Origin of the sequence: Campylobacter pinnipediorum subsp. pinnipediorum (assembly GCF_002021925.1) — a bacterium.
Classification (GTDB): Bacteria; Campylobacterota; Campylobacteria; order Campylobacterales; family Campylobacteraceae; genus Campylobacter_A; species Campylobacter_A pinnipediorum.
The window spans coordinates 479,717-500,325 of record NZ_CP012546.1 but is presented as its reverse complement, the minus strand read 5'-3'; the positions used below and the strand labels follow the sequence as shown (position 1 = coordinate 500,325).

The window sequence follows — 20,609 nt, the reverse complement described above, 5'->3', positions numbered from 1 at the left end:
TATTTACTCCTTTATTGCAACCACTAAAGGATTGCTTTTGTATTCTAAAATATCACATTTTAAATCATAAACATCTTTTAAAATTTCAGTCGTATATAACTCTTTTGATGTGCCACTATACACTAAATTTCCTTTTTTTAACATAATAAGTCTATTGCAAAACATGGAAGCTAAATTTAAATCATGAATGACAGCTATACTTATAAGACCCAACTCATCATTAAGTTTTTTACAAATTTTCATCATTTCAACAGCATAGTTAAGGTCTAAAGCCGAAGTTGGCTCATCAAGAAGTAAGATTTTTGGCTCTCCTACCAAAGCTCTAGCTATCAAAACCTTTGAAAACTCACCACCACTTAAAGAACTTGTATCTCTATTTTTAAAATCAGAAATTCCCAAAAGTTCTAATATTTCATCAACTTTTATATAATCCTCTTTACTATAACCGCTAAAAGCATTTTTCATATGTGCAAAACGTCCCATAAGAACGACCTCTTTAACCAAGAAAGGCGCACTTAAAAAACTTTTTTGTGGAACAAATCCTATAATTCTTGATAACTGCTTTTTAGAATAACTTTCTATTGGTGTATTATCAAAATATATACTATTATGATTTGAACTCAATAAGCCTGAAATATTTTTTAGTAAAGTTGATTTTCCACTTCCATTTGCACCCAAAACACCTAAAAAATCACCACTACTTACAGAAAAATCTATATTTTTCAAAATCTGTTTATTACCATAGCCAAAGCTTAAATTTTTTACATCTATCTTCAAGCTATACTCCTACGAGATTTGATAGCCAAAACAAGAAAAAATGGTGCTCCAAAAAAAGCAGTAATAACACCAATAGGAATTTCTATAGGAGATAATAAGCTTTTTGCAAGAACATCGCAAAGCAATACAAAAAAGCCACCGGCTAGCAAAGAAAATGGTATTAGTATCGCATTATTTGATGTTTTTAAAAGCAGCCTTAAGCTATGCGGTATAATAAGTCCAACAAAACCTATCATTCCAGTAAAAGCAACAGAAAAGCTAACAGCCAAAGCTGATACAACAAGAAGTATTTTTTTTACTCTATCTGTATCTATGCCTAAACTTTTTGCCTCATCATCACCGTTTAAAAGTATATTTAATTCATTTCTTTTAATATAAAAATAAATCACACAAAAAATGAGCGGAATACAAATAATCAAAACCTTATCCCAAGTAGCTCCACCCAAATACCCCATAGACCAAGATACTATTTTAAAACTATCTTCTCCAATAAGATATGTTGCAAAAGATGTAAAAGCGCCCAGAAAAGATGATAATGCTATGCCTATTATAAGTAATGTAGCTATTGAGTTAGCCTGACTTGCTAATTTAAAAATAACCAAAGATAATATAGCTGAGCTAATAAAAGCAAAAATACCATAATAAAAACCATCAAGTTTTAATAAATATGCGATAACTGCACCAAAAATTGCACTAGCTGCTATACCTATAATATATGGGTCTGCTAATGGGTTTAAAAAAACACTTTGAGTAACAACACCTGAACTAGCAAGCAACATTCCAATCAAAATAGCCATAATAATCCTAGGAGCCCTTAATTCAAATACGATGGTTTTTATGATTTCATTATCATTTTTTCCTAAAACAAAATCAACAATATCCACAAAACCTATATTTGCACCACCAAGGCTTAAAGCAAAAAATCCTAAAACAATTATGCCAACAAAAAGCAAAATAGCAATTAATGTATTTTTAAAACTCACAACAAAATCCTGTTGTGCTTTTGTGTATTATTACCAAATAATGGGAAAGTATTTTTTTATCAAACAATTTTTACTCCATTTTATTATTCACAAAAATATTATTATAATCTATATCAAAAAAATATTTTAAAAATGTATTCTACATTTGAAATTATTATATTATGATTAATAAAACTATTTTTAGTAGTAAAAATATAAAAAATATCAACGATTTTAATTAAACTATTCTTTATAATTATTAATAATAACTTTAAAATTTTATTTTATATATATACTTAAGTATATTTAAAGTTAATTTTATTAATTAATTGTTAAAATTATGTAAAATTTTAGTTAAAGGGGTTCTTATGGATTTTTTAATGAACTTAAACGAAGGAGTTCAATTTACAATACAGCTAATAGTTGTATTAATTTGTCTATTTTATGGAGCAAGAAAGGGCGGTATAGCGCTTGGCTTGCTAGGTGGTGTCGGTCTTATAATGCTTGTATTTGGTTTTGGTATAGAACCTGGAAAGCCATCTATTTCTGTTATGCTAACAATCCTTGCTGTTGTTGTTGCAAGTGCTACCCTACAAGCAAGTGGCGGTCTTGATGTTATGCTTCAAATAGCTGAAAAAGTACTAAGAAAAAATCCTAAGTATGTAAGTATACTTGCACCTTTTGTTACTTGCTTTTTAACAGTTTTATGCGGAACCGGACACGTTGTTTATACAATGCTTCCTATTATATACGATATAGCTATTAAAAACGGCATAAGACCTGAAAGACCAATGGCAGCAAGTTCTATAGCTTCTCAAATGGGCATTATTGCAAGTCCTGTTTCTGTTGCTGTTGTAACCCTAACCGCATTTTTGATAAATGCAAAAAGTCACTTGGCTGGATTTGATGGTTATTTAGATTTGCTTAAAATAACAATACCATCAACACTTTGTGGTGTTTTAGCGGTTGGGATTTTTAGCTGGTTTAGAGGAAAAGATCTTGATAAAGATCCTGAGTTTAACGAAAAAATCAAAAATCCAGAGTTTAAAGAGTATGTTTATGGAGATTCTACAACTCTACTTGGCAAAAAACTTCCAAGCTCACAATGGCTTGCAATGTGGATATTTTTAGGTGCTATAGCTGTTGTTGCTGTGCTTGGTTATAACAAAGATTTAAGACCATCTTGGAACAAAACCGCCCCAGCAAAAGTGGTTGAAATAGTATCTATGGATAATAAAGTAATTAAAAGTTTTAATGTAAAAGATGGACAAATAATAGCAAATCTTAAAGACACAAAACTGGTTCAAAATGTAAAAAACAGTAAAGCAAAAGTAGATATGGCGTATAGTGAAGTTGAGATTTATCAAGATAACAAACTCACAAATAGCATAAAAGAAAGCGATAATGCTGTTATGATAACAGCAAACAATAAAAGCGAAACGATAGATAATGCAAAAATAATCATCAAAGATTCTATAAGCAAAAAATCAACCCTTGGAATGGTTCACGTTATTCAAATTTTTATGCTTTTAGCTGGTGCTTTAATAGTGATTTTTACAAAAGTAGATGCTAGTAAAATCAGCAAAAATGAGATATTCCGCTCTGGTATGATAGCACTTGTTGCCGTATTTGGTATATCTTGGATGGCTGAAACTATGTTTGCTGTTCATACACCTATGATGAAACAAGCGCTTGGAAGTGTTGTTATGCAACACCCTTGGACTTATGCTGTAATGTTGCTTCTTATATCAAAGTTTGTAAACTCTCAAGCTGCTGCACTTGTTGCTTTTGTGCCACTAGCACTTGGTATAGATGTAAACCCTGCCATTATCCTAGCTTTTGCTCCTGCTTGCTATGGATATTATATACTTCCAACATATCCAAGCGACCTTGCTGCTATTCAGTTTGATAGATCTGGAACTACAAAAATAGGCAAATTTGTTATCAATCACAGCTTTATAATACCTGGTCTTTTAGGTGTTAGTGTATCTTGTGTATTTGGTTATATCTTTACCACAATGTTTGGATATTTATAATATTTTAAACCCTAGGCTTTTTTGCTTAGGGTTTAAATTTTATTTTAAAAATTAACTATTTTAAGTCTATCAGAATCTATAAATTTCCTGCCAAATTTTGCTTCTTTTTTACCATTTAACTCAACCAAATCTCCAGTAAAACCACAAGTATCGTTTTTGGTCATAAAACTTCCAACACCATAAACATCAACCGGAGTATTAAATTTTTCAAAATCAGCAATTTTTTCCGGAGTAAAACCAGAACTAACAACTATCTTTATATCTTTAAAACCATGGCTATCCAAAGCATTCCTAAGTGCAAAAATAAGTTCTTTACAAACACCGTGTGGATCAAACCCAGTCGTGTCTTTATCCAAAAAATACTTATCTATCAAATTTGCAGAGGTATCAACCCTAACAGCTGCTATTTTATCTTTAAACTCCCTTGCTGCTTTTAAAGAGTCGTTTATAACATCATTATTATAATCAACCAAGGCCGTAATTTTTTCTTCTGGGAATGTCTTTATATAAAGCTCGCAAGCCTTTAAAATATCTCCGCCACAAATTTGAATCAAAGCGTGTGGCATAGTTCCAAGGCCCACTCCGCCCCACCATAGGCCCTGAGCATTTGTGGCTACTTTGTTTATGCCTGCTACATAAGTAGCATATCCATCGCCTATTTGAGTATAAATATCATCTTGTCTATCAGCCATACAAAAAATATCTTTTTTATTTGCTACGCTAATGACTCGCATAGCATTGGTCGCAATGCTACTTCTTCTAGCAAGAACAGCATCTATTATATTTTCTAAAAATCCAAAGTCTTCATATCTGCCACTTACACGTAAAACAGGTTCATTTGAGCTTATAATATCACCATCATTTAAAGCATAAATTTTTAATTCATCTATATTTTTAGCAAATGTATGCAAGATAGATATAGCTTCATCTATACCGCAAAGCATTATATTGTCTTTTCTTTGAAACCACTGCATAGTAACAGTTTGATTTGCAAGATTTTGTTTTATTATTTTATTTACTTTTAAAAAATACTCAGCTGTGTAAAATCCACTAGAAATTCTTTCATCAAATTTAAAAGTTTTATTTGTAAGTCTTTGTATTTTACCCTGCTTTTTTAATTCAATTTCACTAATCACTAATGCCCCTTAGTTAATATAACATGATAATATTTTCATTCTAACTAAAATTATTTTAAATCATCATTTATTTTACATACAAAAAAATTAAATTGCATATAAAAATTTTAATAAATTATAATGTAAGTTTAAAAATTATTGTTATTTTTTGATACAATTACAAATTATATAATCAATTAAAAGGAAATTGTATGAGAAGTCTAATAATAGTAGAATCTCCTGCAAAAGCGAAGACGATAAAGAATTTTTTGGGTGATGACTATGATGTTATAGCTTCAAAAGGACACATAAGAGATCTTCCAAAAACCAGCTTTGGCATAAAAATAGAAGATGATAAATTTAAGCCAGAGTATAGAGTTAGTGCAGACCATTCAAAAATAGTAAAAGAGATAAAAGAGTTAGCCAAAAAAGCCGATCAAATATACCTAGCTACCGATGAGGATAGAGAGGGAGAGGCTATTGCATTTCACATAGCAAGTGCAATAGGAAAAGACGCAAACAAGCTACCTAGGATAGTCTTTCACGAGATTACAAAAAATGCCATACAAAATGCTCTTTCAAATCCAAGAGTTATAGATATGGATAGCGTAAATGCTCAGCAAACAAGACGACTTTTAGATAGGATAGTTGGATATAAACTAAGTCCGTTATTAAATCTAAAAATACAAAAAGGCCTAAGTGCTGGTAGGGTTCAAAGTGCTGCTTTAAAAATAATAGTAGATAGAGAAAAAGAGATACAAGCATTTAAACCGGTTAGATATTTTAGTATAGATACTAAATTTAAAAAAGATTTAGAAGCGGATTTGATAAAGTTTCAAAATCAAAAAATAGAAAAACTGACTATAACAAATCCAGATAGAGCAAAACTTATAGTTGATACACTTAAAAATGATAAATTTGTTGTAAGCAATATAGAAAGCAAAGAGAGAAAAACAAGTCCTCAGCCTCCATTTATGACATCAACATTGCAACAAAATGCAAGTAATGTCCTTGGCTTTAGCCCCAAAAAGACAATGATGATAGCCCAAAATTTATACGAAGGTGTTCAAACAAATGATGGTTTTATGGGTGCAATAACATATATGAGAACTGATAGCTTAAATCTCGCAAAAGAGGCTGTTGAATCAGCAAGAGATCTTATAAAAAATGAGTTTGGAGATAAATATCTACCAAGCAAAGCTATATCTTATGTGACTAAATCAAAAGGTGCACAAGAGGCACACGAAGCAATAAGACCTACAAATTTAAACTTCACACCAACAATTGCTGCTAAGTTTTTAGAAAAAGATGCATTAAGACTATACACGCTAATCTACAATAGATTTTTAGCATGTCAAATGAGTCAAAGCATAAGTGAAACCCAAAATGTTTTTATAACAAGTGAAAATTCAGAGTTCAAACTTAGTGGCAAAAAGATGGTATTTGATGGTTTTTATAAAGTTTATGGCGATTTAGATAAAGATAAAATCTTACCTAGTTTAAATATCAATGATGAATTAAATATTCAAAGCATAGAACAAACAGAACATTTTACAGAGCCACCTTCAAGATACTCAGAAGCTGGGCTTGTTAAAAAGTTAGAAAGTCTTGGCATAGGAAGACCATCTACTTATGCACCTACAATATCACTTCTAACATCAAGAGATTATGTAAAAGTAGAGAAAAAACAGCTTATACCAAATGAAATTTCATTTATTATAATGAGTGTTTTACAAGAGCATTTTAACGATATAGTAGATAGCGAATTTACTTCCAACCTAGAAGCAAAACTTGACCTTATAGCATCAAATCAAGCTGATTGGCAAAATGTTTTAGGTGATTTTTATCATCCTTTTATGGAAAAAATAGCTTCAGGAAAGACAAATATAAAAAGCTTAAAAGTTGCAAATCCAATAGGTGAAAAATGTCCTGAATGCGGAGGGGAACTCTTAGAAAGAAGTGGCAGATACGGTAAATTTATCGCTTGTGGGAATTTCCCTAAATGCAAGTATTCAAGAAATATACAATCAGATAAACAAGATACTAAAGAAACCGCACAAAAAAAACAACCTATAAAAATAGAAACACCATGTCCAAAATGTGGTGGAGATATAGTTCAAAGATTTTCAAGGCGTGGTAAATTTTATGGATGTTCTAACTACCCTAAATGTGATTTTATAAGCTCTTATGAACCACTTATTCAAAAGTGTAGTAAATGTGGTGGAAACACAATCAAAAAAGAGCTAAAAAAAGGAACATTTGCTGAATGCGTTGAGTGTAAAAATAAAGATGAGATTTAAATCTCATCTTTTAAATGTCTAAAAATCAAATATCTCGATAACCCTATCCAAAACACCTTGGCATTTTGATATCACTATGCCGTAGTTTGTTATGCAAATTTCTGAGTTTTTAGCTTTGTTTATCCTGCTTTGCATTAAATTTTTATTTATCATACAACCGCCACAATGGATTATAACCGCAAATTCATTTAAATTATCAGGATAGTCTTTTCCATTTGTGTAATGAAACTCTAACTCTTTTTGTGTGAATTTTCTAAGCAATTTTGGTATTTTAACCCTTGCTATATCACCATCTTTTGTGTTATGAGTACATGCTTCTGCTATTAAAATTTTATCGTTATTTTTTAGTTCATCTATCTTGTTTGCACCAAGTATGAACTCTTTTAAATCGCCCTTTAATCTTGACATAAGTATAGAAAAAGTAGTTATATTTATATCTTTTGGAGCTGTTTTTACAACCTCTAAAACACACTGTGAATCACACACTATCAAATCAGGTCTTACTCTTTGACATATCTTTGATATATCGCTATCTTGAGTAACCAAAGAAAAAGCTTTATTATCAAGTATTTTTCTTATAGCCTGAACTTGTGGGAGTATAAGCCTATCTTTTGGAGCCTCTTCATCAATAGGAGCTACAAGCAAAACTAAATCTTCTTCTTTTAAAATTCCATCAAATAAACTACTTTCATCGGGTTTTATTTTTTTTGTAGTTTTAAGCAATGCCTCGTAAACTTCTTCTAAGTTTAGCTTTGTTTTTGCAGATGTTAATACAAAATCATATTCACCTATTTGTTTTAAAAAATCATCATTTGGTTTTTGTGTATCGCATTTATTTACAAAGATCAAAAATGGTTTTTTATTTTGTTTAAAATCAGCTATTAAGCCTATTTCAAAATCAGTTATCTTGTTAGACTCTAAAACTAAAACAGCCATATCTATCTCATCAATAGCCTTTTTTGTTTTTAAAATTCTCTTTGCTCCAAGCTCTCCTACATCATCAACTCCAGCCGTATCAAGCAAAACAGCAGCACCTATGCCGTGAATTTCTATGCTTTTTTCAACAACATCGGTTGTTGTTCCAGCTACATCCGAAACGATAGATGTATCTTGGTCGCTTAACATATTCATAATGCTTGATTTTCCTACATTTCGCCTACCAAAAATACCGATTTTTAATCTTAAAAGCTTTGGTATATTCATTTTAATCTCTGATTAAATCTCATACTATCGCCATTTTCTAAAGATACTTTATCTCCTATGGAAAATAAAAGATTATCAAATTTTGTATATGTCTCACTTACATCAGATTTTATGTAAAATTTCTTAGGATAAAGTCTATATAAGTCTTGATATTTTCCATTTGTTATGGATGGCATTATTACATTTGCACCGCTTTTGAGTGCCTTTTTTCTACCTTCGTTTGGATCTATAGTCTCTATCGCTGTTGTTGCTGGTATGTTTATATTAGGTAATAATAGCCTTGTTATGGCTATTAGTTTTATTGCCATATGAACACTTCCCCCCTTTTCATTAGAAAGAGGAGTGTTGTCAGCTGGGATAAAAGGACCTATGCCAACCATGTCAAAATCAAATTTTTTCAAAAACATCAAATCTTTTGCTAAAATTTCAGGATTTGTATCTGGAAGTCCTACAAGCAAACCGCTACCGGTTTCATAGCCTAATGTTTTTAAGTCTTGTAGACATCTTATTCTGTTATCCAAACTCATTCCTGGATGAAAACGCTTATAAAGTTTTTCATCTGTTGTTTCTATCCTTAAAAGATATCTATTTGCACCAGCCTCTTTATAAGCCTTGTATTGTTCAAAGCTCTTTTCTCCAAGGCTTAGTGTGATTTGAACTCCAAATTTTTTAATACCCCTAAGTATTTTACACATATCATCATCGCTAAAAATGTTACTTTCGCCTGATTGTAAAACTATGGTTTTATAGCCTACTTGAGCTGCTTCTTTTGCATAGTTTATTATATCATCAGGCTCTATCTTGTAACGGTTTACGACTTTATTTGCTTGTCTTAAACCACAATAAAAGCAAGTTTTGGTGCATATATTTGAAATTTCTATAAGTGCTTTTAAATGCACCTCTTGTTTTGAGTATTTGCGCCTAGTTTTATCAGCAGCCTCAAAGAGATAATCGCAGTTGCTTTCATCTTTGATTATCTCTTCAAGACCTTTAAGTGATGTCGTATGTGTATTATAAAGTTCGTTTATAAATTCTAAAGATGACAATCTCTTTCTCCGTTTTCCATTGCAGTTATAAGTGTTCTAACTTTTTCTGCAATATGAGGTAAATTTTGTTCAAGCTCTTTTAAATATTTTGGAATTATAACATTTTCGCCTAAATTTCTAGCCTCCTCTGAGCCATAATCAAGCAAATACTCTTTTAAAGTCAAAATAGCATTTGGAAGACAAAGGTATTTTATCTTTGCATTTTTTGCATAAGGCATAAAGTGATCACCAGTTCTACCTTCTCTATAACAAGATGTGCAAAAGCTTGGAATTCTATCTTTTTTCATAACATTTATAACAAACTCATCTATACAGCGATGATCGCCGATTTGGAATTGTTGTTTATTTAACTCATCTATCTTGTTATCTTTTGAATATCCACCAATTTCTATATTTGTTCCAGCATCCATTTGAGAAATTCCACATCTTTGAATAGCTTTATTTCTTAGCTCTGGCTCTTCTCTTGCTGTAAGTATTGTTCCTGTAAATGGACACATTAGGCGAATTATCGCAATAGCTCTTAAAAACTCATCATCATCTAAAGCATAAGGCATATCATCGTTATTTGCACCAGATGCTTTTTTAATGCGAGGAAAAGATATTGTATGAGGTCCTATTCCAAAGTATTTTTCCAAGCTCATCGCATGAAATAATAATCCTAAAATTTCAAATTTATAATCATAAAGACCAAGTAAGGCACCTATTGCAACATCATCAAGTCCGGCTTTTAATGCTCTATGAAGCGCAAAAACACGCCAATCATAAATACCTTTTAGTGTATTTTCTGGATGATTTTCTTTGTAGGTTTGTCTGTGGTATGTCTCTTGAAAAACCTGAAATGTTCCAATGCCTTCGTTATGAACTATCTTGTATTCGTCTTCAAAAAGTGGAGCTGCGTTTATATTTACTCTACGCATACTTAAATTACCCTTTTTAACTCCATAAATAGTTCTTACACTTTGTGCTATAAAGTTGTGATCGCTTTTTGGGTGTTCTCCGTAAACAGCAACAAGTCGTTTTTGACCCATATCGAGCATAGAAGTTACTTCATTTTTTAACTCTTCTTCACGCAATATTTTTTTATTATGCTCGGTATTTGACTCTGCAAAACCACAATATTTGCAGTTGTTTACACATGGGCTTGATATATAAAGAGGGGAGAATAAAACCATTCTATCGCCGTAAACCTCTGTTTTTACCCATGTTGCTGCATCAAAAATTTCTTCCCAAAGCTCATCGTGAGAGTTATTCAATAAAATAGCTGTTTCATAAGGACTAAGCATAGCCCCATTAGATGCATTTTGTTTAGCTTTTGCTATTATAGCTCTTACTTCTTCTTTGCTAGCATTCTTTGTTTTTTCTAAAATACTATGTATCTCATCTTCATCTATGAAATTTTCATATTCGTGTTTATTAACCCATTCAACTATTTTTTGATATCTCTCACTTGTCCATGACATATATTTTCTCCTTATTATTTTATTGTTTTTAGATTGCCATCAATAGATATTAAATCCTCCTTTACCCATTTTGGGGCGTGATGATATGCATCTTCTAAAGGCACATCTCCTGGTCCAAATCTAAACATAGCTTTAAAGTCTTCAATATTTATTAAAGCTAGTGGCATATGAGCACAAAAAGCTATTAAAGTTGTTAAAATTGAGGCCCAAACATGAAATACAAACATCCATTTAGTAACAACTTTACCAATTGCTGTTGGATAAGCATAAAGTAGCCAACCTGTAACGATAAGAGCAAATATCATAAACATAAATATAATATAAGTTGCCTTTTGTCCGGCATTAAACCTACCTTGAGGAGCGACTTCTTCTGGCCCAAATTTTATACCAAAAAGTCTTCTTGGGTAACCGCCAAAGTTTTTAAACCAGGCAAAAGTATCTTTATCCCATATAAATAAATTTCTTAGCATTAACGAAAATCTATCAAAATTCAAAAACATAAAACCAAAGAAATTCATAGTAAATACAATAGCTATACCTATATGCCAATCCATAAGTATTTCAGACATTTTTTCATCAACTAACTTAAAATAAATCAATACTCCAGTAACAGCAAGACCTGTCCATGTTACTAAATTTAGGTTATGGAAAACTTTTTCTGACAACGGGAATTTTAAAACTCTTTGATTACTAAGCATGACTTGCTCCTTTTAAAAGCAAATTTTTACGATCAAAATAAGCATTTGTGTGAAGTAACTTTTCTGCTATTTCACCCATCGGTTCTGTTTTTAAATCAGCATAAGATTTAGCACAACTTGGATTTTGATGAGAACTTGTGATATTCATTTGTTGACATCTTTTATCATCCCTATAAAGGCCATTTTGTCTCATTGTTATATAGGCTTTTCTCTTTTTAATAATATCTGTTATAGCATATCCGCTCATTGCTACAACAGCTGTGCAAACACCACCAACTTTTAAAAAATCTCTTCTTGAAAATATTTTTCCAACCGGTTTTTCTATATATTGATATCTCATTTTCTATCCTTTTACTATGCTCTTAAAGGAAGTGGTAAAAGTGGATGTAACCACGAAGTACCCATAGCTTGAACAGGCTGACCGCCACCATTTACACATCCGCCAGGACAATTCATAACCTCTATAAAGTGATATTTATTACTCTCTTTTGTTATATGTTTTATAATTGTATTAAGATTTCTTGAAGCCCCGTTTACAACAGCAATTTTTAGCTCAAGAATTTTACCATCATAATCCTTTAAAGGTATAGGAACAACAGCTTGTGTTAAGTCTTTATCATAACCCCTAACAGGTGTAAGCTCTGGATCTTTTAAATTTTGACCTGAAAGAAGGTAATAAGCTGTTCTTAAAGCAGCCTCCATAACACCGCCGCTATTACCAAATATAGTTCCGCCGCCAGAATAAACATTCATAATTTTTTCAGGATATTCAGCTGACATTTCAAGTGGATTTATACCTTTTTTTCTAAATAAATTTGCTAAATCCCTAGCTGTTAAAACTGCATCTATATCAGGAAAGCTAGCAGTGTCTTCTGGAATCTCACCTGTTTGTTTTAAATATCTATATGCTGAGTCAAACTCAGGTCTACTCGCTTCAAATATTTTTGCAGTACATGGTGTAATAGAAACCATAAAAATATCTCTTGGGTCTTTATTCCATACAAATTTAGCAGCCCATGTTTTTGCCAAAGGACCGCCCATTTGAATCGGAGATTTTGCTCCTGAAATATGTGGTATTAACTCAGGATGAAAAATTTCAGCATTTCTTACCCATGCAGGACAGCAACTTGTAAAATGTGGGAAAGGGTGTTCTGCCATATGATTTAAATCATCACTTCTTTCTCCCAAAACCCAGTATTTTATCTTTTTGATAAGTTCTGTTCCCTCTTCAAGGATAGTATGATCTGCTGCAAAGTTTACATCATACATATTAAAGCCTGCTTTTTCTAACGCATTATACATTTTATTTATCGTTAGATCTCCTGGTTCACCACCAAACTCCTCAGCCAAAGCCACTCTCACAGAAGGTGCTGGATGAGCAACTACGAAGGTTTTTTTATCCTCTAGTTTTTTTATAACCTCATCAACAAAACTCATCTGCTCTATAACACCAAATGGACAATTTATCAAACACTGACCACAAGCTACACATAAGTTTTGATCTATCTTATGTGCCACTCCAAGCGAACCATCTATGGCATCAGTAGGACAGAACTTGCTACAGGTATCGCATCCAACACAATCATCTTGATTGATTTGGATAATTCCCCTAAGTTCACCTTTTCTGTAAGTACCTTCAAACTCAGCATCACCACCTCTTGAATTTACGGAAGGTGGAAAAGTCTTTACAGTATAAACACCCATAATAAACCTCCCCCTAGGCTATTTTAAGAATCTATTTTACCAAATCTTTAAATTTAAATAAAATATTATATTTTTAATATTATATACACTGTCCTTAAAAGATAATAAAAACTATAAAAATAATTGTTTTAAATAAACTATAGTGTGTAAAGAGTTAATTTTTGAATTCTTATAATACTAATCAAAATTTACAAATAATATTAAGAGAGATAAAGCTACCCCTCTTAATATTTTTTTATTTATTTAAAATTTTTGGCTTACCAAATGCTCTAATCTCTCTTACTACTCCTTTGTATTTTTCAACTTGAACTAGTAATGTATGAGCACAATTGCTTTGCCCTAAGCTACTTGAACCTTTGTCGTTTGTTAAGACATTTATATTTCCGTGCTGACATAAGCTTTTTTTACCCCAAACTTCTGGGTCATACCAAGCACCTTCGCAAATGATTCCAACATCATCTTGAGCTATATCGCTTACTATCGCACCACAAAGAATTTCACCCCTGTCGTTAAACACTCTAACAATATCACCTGTTTTTATGTCTCTTTGCTGGGCAGCCTTAGGGCTTATTATCATAGGCTCTCTAGCAGATACCTCTGCATACTCTCTTATGATAGAGTTGTTAAGTTGAGAGTGCAAGCGGAAACGGCTGTGTGGACTAGATATAGCTAGTGGATATTTTTTAGCTTGTTTCTTATCGCCCAGCCACTCAAATGGCTCAAACCAAGCAGGATGTCCGAAACAATCTTTATAATTCATCTTAGCGATCGCAGGTGAATAAATTTCAATCTTTCCTGATGGTGTTCCTAGTCTATTTTTATTTGGATTTTCTCTATATGCTTGAAGTCTTGTATAATACTTTTTGCTCTCATCTTCTTTATCAAATCTTACATAGCCTTTTTCCCAAAACTCATCAAAACTAGGTAGATTTTGATAACCTAAACCTTTTGCTTGCTCCATAGCATCAGCAAAAAACTCTTTAACCCAAGCTAACTCATCTTTGCCCTCTGTAAATGTCTCTTCCATGCCCCAACGCTTACAAATTTCACGGCAAATTTCAAAATCGCTCTTGCTCTCTCCCATAGGCTTGATAATAGGCTTCATTGCAAATATATATTCATTTGTTGAGTTTGAACTATTTATATCTGTTCTTTCTCCTTCTATTGCAACCGGTAATACTATATCGCTAAATTTCGCACAACTTGTCCAAAAAGGCTCTGCTGTGATAACGGTATCAAGTTTTTTCCATGCCTTAACAGCACGATTCACATCTTGGTGGCGTGTAAACATAGAACCACTTGCATTGTATGCTACTCTCATATGAGGTAGTTTTATCTTACGACCTTTAAAGTCTATCTCTACACCAGGAGTTTCTAAGGATTGAATGCTTCTACTTGTTGGTATAGTATAGTTTTTGTTTTTTACCCACGGGCTATCAGGTGTTGTATATTTTTCACTTGGTAGAGCTGACATTCCTTTTAATCCCGGCGCTATCATACTCTTAGGACCACCACCATTATAACCCAAGCTAAACTCAAATCCACCACCAACTTTACCTATATGTCCTAGCATAGCTGATAATGTTGCTATCATCCAAAATGTCTGCTCTCCGTGGTCTTGTCTTTGTAATGCACGACCAGCTATAAGTATAGAGTTGTCCTTTGCAAGCATTTTACATAGTTGTTCTAATTTTTCAACAGGGACATTACATATAGCACTAGCCCATTTTAAGTCTTTAACCACACCATCGTTTTTACCTAAAAAATAATCTTTAAATTTATTAAATCCAACTGTGTATTTTTTTATAAATTTTTCATCATAAAGCTTATTTTCATATAGATAATGGCACATTCCTATCATCATAGCAGTATCTGTATTTGGGCGAACAGGCACATAATCACTTTCTAAATAACGCGCTGTGTTATTACGATAAGTATCAATGCTTGTAATTGTCATCTTGCCTGCTTTTTTAAGCTCTTTGATTTTAGTAAAGTACTCATAGTTGTTGTGTGTAGGAACTCCTGTTGCTATTTGGTTTGTAAGAACCGGATCTGTTCCCCAAAATACAACATTTTTGCACTCTTTTACTATGGCTTCCCAGCGTGTAGGAGCGTCATAAACAGTAGTAGAACCAAAAACATAAGGCATTATAGCTATACCAGCACCTGTTGAATAATCATCAGTTTCTTCTACATATCCACCTAAGATATTTAGCATTCTATGTGCAACTGTTCTTCCCCAACTAACCTTACCGCTACCGCCCCACCAATAGCATTCGCCATAAATAGCCTCAGGACCATATTTATCAAAATTTTCTTTTAAAGCTTTAGCTGCCAAATCAAGTGCCACATCCCAGCTAACCCTTACAAACTCATCTTGTCCACGAAGTTCAGATTTGTTTGGACCTTTCTTCTCTAAGTAGCTTTTTCTTACATAAGGATACATTACACGGCTTTCGTTTTGGATACGATCAGGTAATGAGTTATTCATAGTATTTGGAAAAGCATCTCCCTCAAAGCTATCCACACTTACGATTTGATCGCTATTTAAATTTGCATAAAAAGGTCCAAAACGATTAATCCCCAATACTCTTTTGCTATCAAAAATAGTTTCAGTAATACCATCTATACGATTTGCTTGTGCCACAGTAGCAGTAACTGCACTAAATTTTAAAAAATCTCGCCTTTTCATATTTTCTCCTTTTATGAGTTGTTCTTATTTTACATCTTTAGCATTATGCTGAAGAAATTTAGTAATCAAATCACGCTGACTAGACTCTAAAACAATATAGCCAGCGCTCTCCATACTTTCAATAGCTGCTGGCCACTGACCAACGGTGAATTCAGTAGTGTCATGCAAATGATGACATGCAGAACAAGTTTGTTCGTACAAGCCTTTAGCTTTTGCATAAAGCGGGTTTGGATCATATACCACAGAATCTTTTGGAACGTCAAATGAAATTTCAGCCTTTAGCCATATTTCACCATAATCATCCTCTATTTTTCCATTATTTTTTATATATGGATTTATATCCCCCTCGTAAGTTGCATTTTCTCCATCTTTGCTAAAAATAGCATATTCTTCGTATTTAACTGGATCAAGAACTATTTTTTCTTGATAGTTTTCATTAACAAAACCTGTTATTTTTACATTCGCTACCCCGTTATTATCGCTAATAATTTCAACAGGAGTAAGAGTTGTGGCAACACCTATAACATTACCATCTTTTGAAATTTCAACATGTTTGCTTAAATAACCTTGCTGGGCATTTGCAAAGCAAGCTATCAAAAGCATACTTGCCATAGATTTTTTCATATAGTATCCTTAAATAATATAATTAGATTATAATCTTAATACTATAAGGCTTTATACAGAATTAAAAATCTATAATAAAATGTTATTTTATGCAACTTTGTTACATTTTGAAAAATATTTATTTTTTTTTACATACTATAAATAACATAGTTGGAGATAAGACATCAAGAGTTTAAAAAATTAAAATACCCACTATAAGTATTTTAATTATAGTGGGTTTGATCTTAGTTAAAGTTTTTTCTATTAAAGTAAGCGTTTGTGTGAAGTAGTTTTTCTGCAACTTCCCCCATAGGTTCAGTGTTTAAATCAGCATAAGATTTGGCGCAGCTTGGATTTTGATGAGAGCCAGCTATTTTTTTATCTTGGCATAACTTATCATCTTTATAAAGACCTTCTTGTCTCATAGTTACATATGTTTTATTTTTCTTAGGCTGAACGGGTTGACCACCGCCATTTACACATCCACCAGGACAGTTCATAACCTCTATAAAATGATATCTGTTATTGTCTTCTGAAATATGTTTTAGTATAGTGTCTATATTTTTTGAAGCACCGTTTACAACCCCAACTTTTAGCTCAAATATTTTTCCATCATAATCTTTTAAAGGTATAGGTATAACAGCTTCAACCAAGTCATTACTATGACCTCTAACTAATGCAATATCTGGATTTTCTAGATTTTCTCCTGATAGAATATAATAAGCAGTTCTTAAAGCTGACTCCATAACACCACCACTATTTCCAAATATTGTTCCACCGCCAGAATAAACATTTGTAGGCTTTTCTGGGTATTCGGATGACATTTCAAGTGGATTTATCCCTTTTCTTCTAAAAAGCTCAGCTAAATCCCTTGATGTTAAAACGGCATCTATATCAGGAAAGCTAGCACTATCTGCTGGAATTTCTCCTGTTTCTTTTAGATATTTATAAGCTGAATTAAACTCCGGTCTACTAGCTTCATATATCTTTGATGTGCAAGGAGTGATAGAAACCATATAAATATCTCTTGGATCTTGTTCCCATATAAACTTAGCTGCCCAAGTCTTTGCCATAGGGCCACCCATCTGAATCGGAGATTTTGCTCCTGAAATATGAGGAATTAACTCAGGATGAAAAATTTCAGCATTTCTTACCCAAGAAGGACAGCAACTTGTAAAGTGCGGAAATGGATGAGAAGCCATATGATTTAAATCCTCATCTCTTTCACCTAAAATCCAATACTTAATCTTTTTAACAAGCTCTGTTCCCTCTTCAAGTATAGTATGATCTGCAGCAAAGTTTACATCATAAAGATTAAAGCCAACTTGTTCCAATGCATTATACATTTTATTTGTAGTAAGTTCTCCTGGTTCACCACCAAACTCCTCAGCCAAAGCAACCCTTACGGAAGGTGCTGGATGAGCAACCATAAACATTCTTTTTTCATCTAGCTTAGCTATAACCTCATCAACAAAACTCATCTGTTCTATAACATCAAATGGACATTTTATCAAACACTGACCACAGGCTACACACAAATCTTGATCTATTTTATGAACAACTTTTGGCGCACCCTCTATGGCATTGGTTGGGCATACTTTACGACACATACCACAGGCCACACATCCATCAGGGTTTATTTGAATAATGCCTCTAAGTTCACCTTTTCTATAGGTGCCTTCAAATTCAGCATCTCCTCCTCTAGCTCCCTCAAAAGGTGGAAAAGTTTTAACAGTACGAACATCCATATCAACCCCCTATTTTTATTATTACTAAATTTATTAAAGATTATATTAAAGCATGTTACCTTGATAATACTTAATAAAAAATAATAAATACATTTATAGTTATTATTTTTTATTGATCAATAAAAAATATATACATTTGTTTAAAATTATAAATAAAGACAAAAAAGAAGAAAAGGTGAAATACAATATTAAAAAGTGGTGCGGATGAGAGGACTTGAACCTCCACGCTGTGAAGCACCAGATCCTAAGTCTGGCGTGTCTGCCAATTTCACCACATCCGCAACAATAAGAATGGTACGCCCATCAGGATTCGAACCTGAGACCTACGGCTTAGAAGGCTGTTGCTCTATCCAGCTGAGCTATGAGCGCATATAAACATGAACAAGTGGCGCGCCCGATAGGAGTCGAACCCATAACCTACAGATCCGAAGTCTGTCGCTCTATCCAATTGAGCTACGAGCGCCCAAAATGGGGTGAGTGATGGGAATCGAACCCACGACCCTCAGGACCACAATCTGATGCTCTAACCGACTGAGCTACACTCACCATACAAAAACATGGTCGGGGTGAAAGGATTCGAACCTTCGGCCCTCTGGTCCCAAACCAGATGCGCTAACCAGACTGCGCTACACCCCGTATTGTTGTGATGAGTTATCTGCCACTACCTCATAAAAAGCGTTATAGTATCAAAAAAAATATTAATTGTCAAGGAAATAATCAAAAATTTAAGATAAATATTTTGTATAAATTTATAATTTGTGTTACAAAGCGCCATTTTTAAAATTTAAATTTAAAAAATTTAAAGCAAATTAAATATAACTTGCTATACTAAAATTTAATAAAATAATTTATATAAGGTTTATTAATGAACAAACAAATAATGTTATGCGCCATAAATTCTCTTAGCTGTGGTATGTGTGATGAAGATTGCGCGTATTGCACACAAAATATAAAATCAAAAACAAAAATTCAAAGATATAAAATAAAAGATGAAAGCCAAGTTGTTAGTGAAGCAAAAATAGCAAGGGCAAACCACGCTCTTGGATTTTGTTTGGTAACAAGTGGAGCTGGGCTTGATGATGAAAAAACAGAAAAAGTAGCAAGTATAGCAAGAGCTGTAAAAAAAGAAGTTCCTGATTTGATGCTTATAGCTTGTAATGGAATAGCAACAAAAGAGCAATTAAAAGAGTTAAAAAATGCTGGCGTGTTTAGCTACAACCACAACTTGGAAACAAGTCAGAATTTTTTCAAAAATATATGTTCTACCCACACATGGGAAGATAGGTTTTTAACAAATCTTAATGCAAAAGAGATTGGACTTGAGCTTTGCTGTGGTGGAATTTACGGGCTTGGAGAAAGCGAAGATGATAGAATAAGTTTTAGAAAAAGCCTAAAAGAATTAAATCCATTCTCAAGCCCTATAAACTTTTTTATGAAAGCCGATGGTTTGGATATAGATGTTCCTGAACTTAGTGTAGATGAAGCATTTGAGATAATAAAACAAAGTGTGTCTGATCTTCCAGAAACAAGGATAATGCTAGCTGGTGGTAGAGAGAAAATACTAAAAGAAAGACAATATGATATATTTGATTACGGTGTTGCCGCTATTGTTTTAGGTGATTATCTTACAGCTAAAGGCGAAGATATTTCGGATGATATTAAAGAGTTAAGAAAACGAGGATTTGACTTTTTAAAACAGTGCCATTAAAACAACTAAAAGCCTATAAAAATATCTCGTTAAAAAACGAGATATTTTAAGATTATTCAAAGCTTGGTTTTATTTTTTCTACCCAAGCATCAACTCTTGAAGGTGTTAAATCAGCTTGATTTACAGAATCAATAGCAAGTCCTATAAATTTTCCATCTCTTACAGAAATGGTATCTTTGTAGTTATATCCATCTGTGCTTACACTAGCATCTATCATATTTGCACCAGCTTCTTTTGCCGCATCATATAATTTTGCCAATGCATCACAAAATGTTTCAGCATGCCCTACCGCATTTCCAAGACCAAAACAAGCAACTGTTTTGCCATCAAGCTTTAATTTGCTAAAATCAAATTTAGCCCAATCTACATGTAGCTCGCCTTTTCCTTTTGTAGAGCTTCCAAAGATAAGCTTGTCATAGCTATTTATCTTATCTGCACCTATATCTTTTATATTAAACACTTCACTTGGTAGACCTAATTTTTCAGCTATAAGTTTAGCAACAGCTTCTGTGCTTCCTTTTCCAGTTCCATAAATAATACCTATCATAACATTCTCC

At 32.7% G+C, this 20,609-nt stretch carries 16 protein-coding genes and 5 tRNA genes; 3 read left to right on the top strand and 18 right to left on the bottom strand.

The window, feature by feature from the left end:
• Positions 1 to 3: 3 nt before the first annotated feature.
• Positions 4 to 777, bottom strand: a complete 774-nt coding sequence (locus tag CPIN17260_RS02590; protein WP_078387484.1) for an ABC transporter ATP-binding protein — start codon at positions 775 to 777, stop codon at positions 4 to 6.
• Positions 774 to 1,760, bottom strand: a complete 987-nt coding sequence (locus CPIN17260_RS02585; protein WP_069636482.1) for a FecCD family ABC transporter permease — start codon at positions 1,758 to 1,760, stop codon at positions 774 to 776. Before CPIN17260_RS02585 ends, CPIN17260_RS02590 begins: the two co-directional genes overlap by 4 nt.
• A gap of 347 nt (positions 1,761 to 2,107) precedes the next feature.
• Between CPIN17260_RS02585 and CPIN17260_RS02580 the strand changes: the two genes are divergently transcribed.
• On the top strand, positions 2,108 to 3,775 hold the full coding sequence (locus CPIN17260_RS02580; protein WP_069636481.1) for an anaerobic C4-dicarboxylate transporter: 1,668 nt from the start codon (positions 2,108 to 2,110) through the stop codon (positions 3,773 to 3,775).
• Between the two features lie 44 nt (positions 3,776 to 3,819).
• On the opposite strand, the gene CPIN17260_RS02575 is transcribed toward CPIN17260_RS02580, so the two are convergent.
• Positions 3,820 to 4,911 (bottom strand): nicotinate phosphoribosyltransferase, encoded by a 1,092-nt coding sequence (locus CPIN17260_RS02575; protein WP_078387483.1) that lies wholly within the window; start codon positions 4,909 to 4,911, stop codon positions 3,820 to 3,822.
• 191 nt (positions 4,912 to 5,102) lie between these two features.
• Between CPIN17260_RS02575 and topA the strand changes: the two genes are divergently transcribed.
• On the top strand, positions 5,103 to 7,190 hold the full coding sequence (gene topA / locus CPIN17260_RS02570; RefSeq protein WP_078387482.1) for a type I DNA topoisomerase: 2,088 nt from the start codon (positions 5,103 to 5,105) through the stop codon (positions 7,188 to 7,190).
• A gap of 18 nt (positions 7,191 to 7,208) precedes the next feature.
• Here the strand turns inward: topA and hydF are convergent, their stop codons facing one another.
• From hydF to CPIN17260_RS02500, 14 genes are all read right to left on the bottom strand, one after another.
• Positions 7,209 to 8,393: a [FeFe] hydrogenase H-cluster maturation GTPase HydF gene (gene hydF / locus CPIN17260_RS02565; protein WP_078440521.1), complete on the bottom strand. Its 1,185-nt coding sequence runs from the start codon at positions 8,391 to 8,393 to the stop codon at positions 7,209 to 7,211.
• Positions 8,390 to 9,439, bottom strand: coding sequence for a [FeFe] hydrogenase H-cluster radical SAM maturase HydE (hydE, locus tag CPIN17260_RS02560; protein WP_078423047.1), 1,050 nt, complete (start codon positions 9,437 to 9,439; stop codon positions 8,390 to 8,392). Before hydE ends, hydF begins: the two co-directional genes overlap by 4 nt.
• Positions 9,427 to 10,899, bottom strand: coding sequence for a [FeFe] hydrogenase H-cluster radical SAM maturase HydG (gene hydG, locus CPIN17260_RS02555; RefSeq protein ID WP_078387481.1), 1,473 nt, complete (start codon positions 10,897 to 10,899; stop codon positions 9,427 to 9,429). The genes hydE and hydG overlap by 13 nt, the downstream gene beginning before the upstream one ends.
• Before the next feature lie 14 nt (positions 10,900 to 10,913).
• Positions 10,914 to 11,597: a cytochrome b/b6 domain-containing protein gene (locus CPIN17260_RS02550; RefSeq protein WP_078440520.1), complete on the bottom strand. Its 684-nt coding sequence runs from the start codon at positions 11,595 to 11,597 to the stop codon at positions 10,914 to 10,916.
• Complete coding sequence (locus CPIN17260_RS02545; protein ID WP_069632892.1) at positions 11,590 to 11,937, bottom strand: iron hydrogenase small subunit; 348 nt, start codon at positions 11,935 to 11,937, stop codon at positions 11,590 to 11,592. The genes CPIN17260_RS02550 and CPIN17260_RS02545 overlap by 8 nt, the downstream gene beginning before the upstream one ends.
• Before the next feature lie 14 nt (positions 11,938 to 11,951).
• On the bottom strand, positions 11,952 to 13,301 hold the full coding sequence (locus tag CPIN17260_RS02540; protein WP_069632891.1) for a [Fe-Fe] hydrogenase large subunit C-terminal domain-containing protein: 1,350 nt from the start codon (positions 13,299 to 13,301) through the stop codon (positions 11,952 to 11,954).
• 235 nt (positions 13,302 to 13,536) lie between these two features.
• Positions 13,537 to 15,993, bottom strand: coding sequence for a molybdopterin-dependent oxidoreductase (locus CPIN17260_RS02535; protein WP_078440519.1), 2,457 nt, complete (start codon positions 15,991 to 15,993; stop codon positions 13,537 to 13,539).
• A 24-nt stretch (positions 15,994 to 16,017) separates the two neighbouring features.
• Positions 16,018 to 16,617 (bottom strand): hypothetical protein, encoded by a 600-nt coding sequence (locus tag CPIN17260_RS02530; RefSeq protein ID WP_078440518.1) that lies wholly within the window; start codon positions 16,615 to 16,617, stop codon positions 16,018 to 16,020.
• A 224-nt stretch (positions 16,618 to 16,841) separates the two neighbouring features.
• Positions 16,842 to 18,344 carry a [Fe-Fe] hydrogenase large subunit C-terminal domain-containing protein gene (locus tag CPIN17260_RS02525; protein ID WP_157887324.1) on the bottom strand — a complete coding sequence of 501 codons (1,503 nt, stop codon included), beginning with the start codon at positions 18,342 to 18,344 and terminating at the stop codon, positions 16,842 to 16,844.
• A gap of 196 nt (positions 18,345 to 18,540) precedes the next feature.
• A tRNA-Leu gene (locus CPIN17260_RS02520) sits at positions 18,541 to 18,625 on the bottom strand.
• Positions 18,626 to 18,636: 11 nt separating this feature from the next.
• Positions 18,637 to 18,713, bottom strand: a tRNA-Arg gene (locus CPIN17260_RS02515).
• Positions 18,714 to 18,730: 17 nt separating this feature from the next.
• Positions 18,731 to 18,807, bottom strand: a tRNA-Arg gene (locus CPIN17260_RS02510).
• 6 nt (positions 18,808 to 18,813) lie between these two features.
• A tRNA-His gene (locus CPIN17260_RS02505) sits at positions 18,814 to 18,890 on the bottom strand.
• Between the two features lie 12 nt (positions 18,891 to 18,902).
• Positions 18,903 to 18,980, bottom strand: a tRNA-Pro gene (locus CPIN17260_RS02500).
• Between the two features lie 229 nt (positions 18,981 to 19,209).
• Between CPIN17260_RS02500 and CPIN17260_RS02495 the strand changes: the two genes are divergently transcribed.
• Positions 19,210 to 20,052, top strand: a complete 843-nt coding sequence (locus tag CPIN17260_RS02495; RefSeq protein ID WP_069632889.1) for a biotin synthase — start codon at positions 19,210 to 19,212, stop codon at positions 20,050 to 20,052.
• A 52-nt stretch (positions 20,053 to 20,104) separates the two neighbouring features.
• On the opposite strand, the gene CPIN17260_RS02490 is transcribed toward CPIN17260_RS02495, so the two are convergent.
• Positions 20,105 to 20,599, bottom strand: coding sequence for a flavodoxin (locus CPIN17260_RS02490; RefSeq protein ID WP_078440517.1), 495 nt, complete (start codon positions 20,597 to 20,599; stop codon positions 20,105 to 20,107).
• Positions 20,600 to 20,609: the final 10 nt, after the last annotated feature.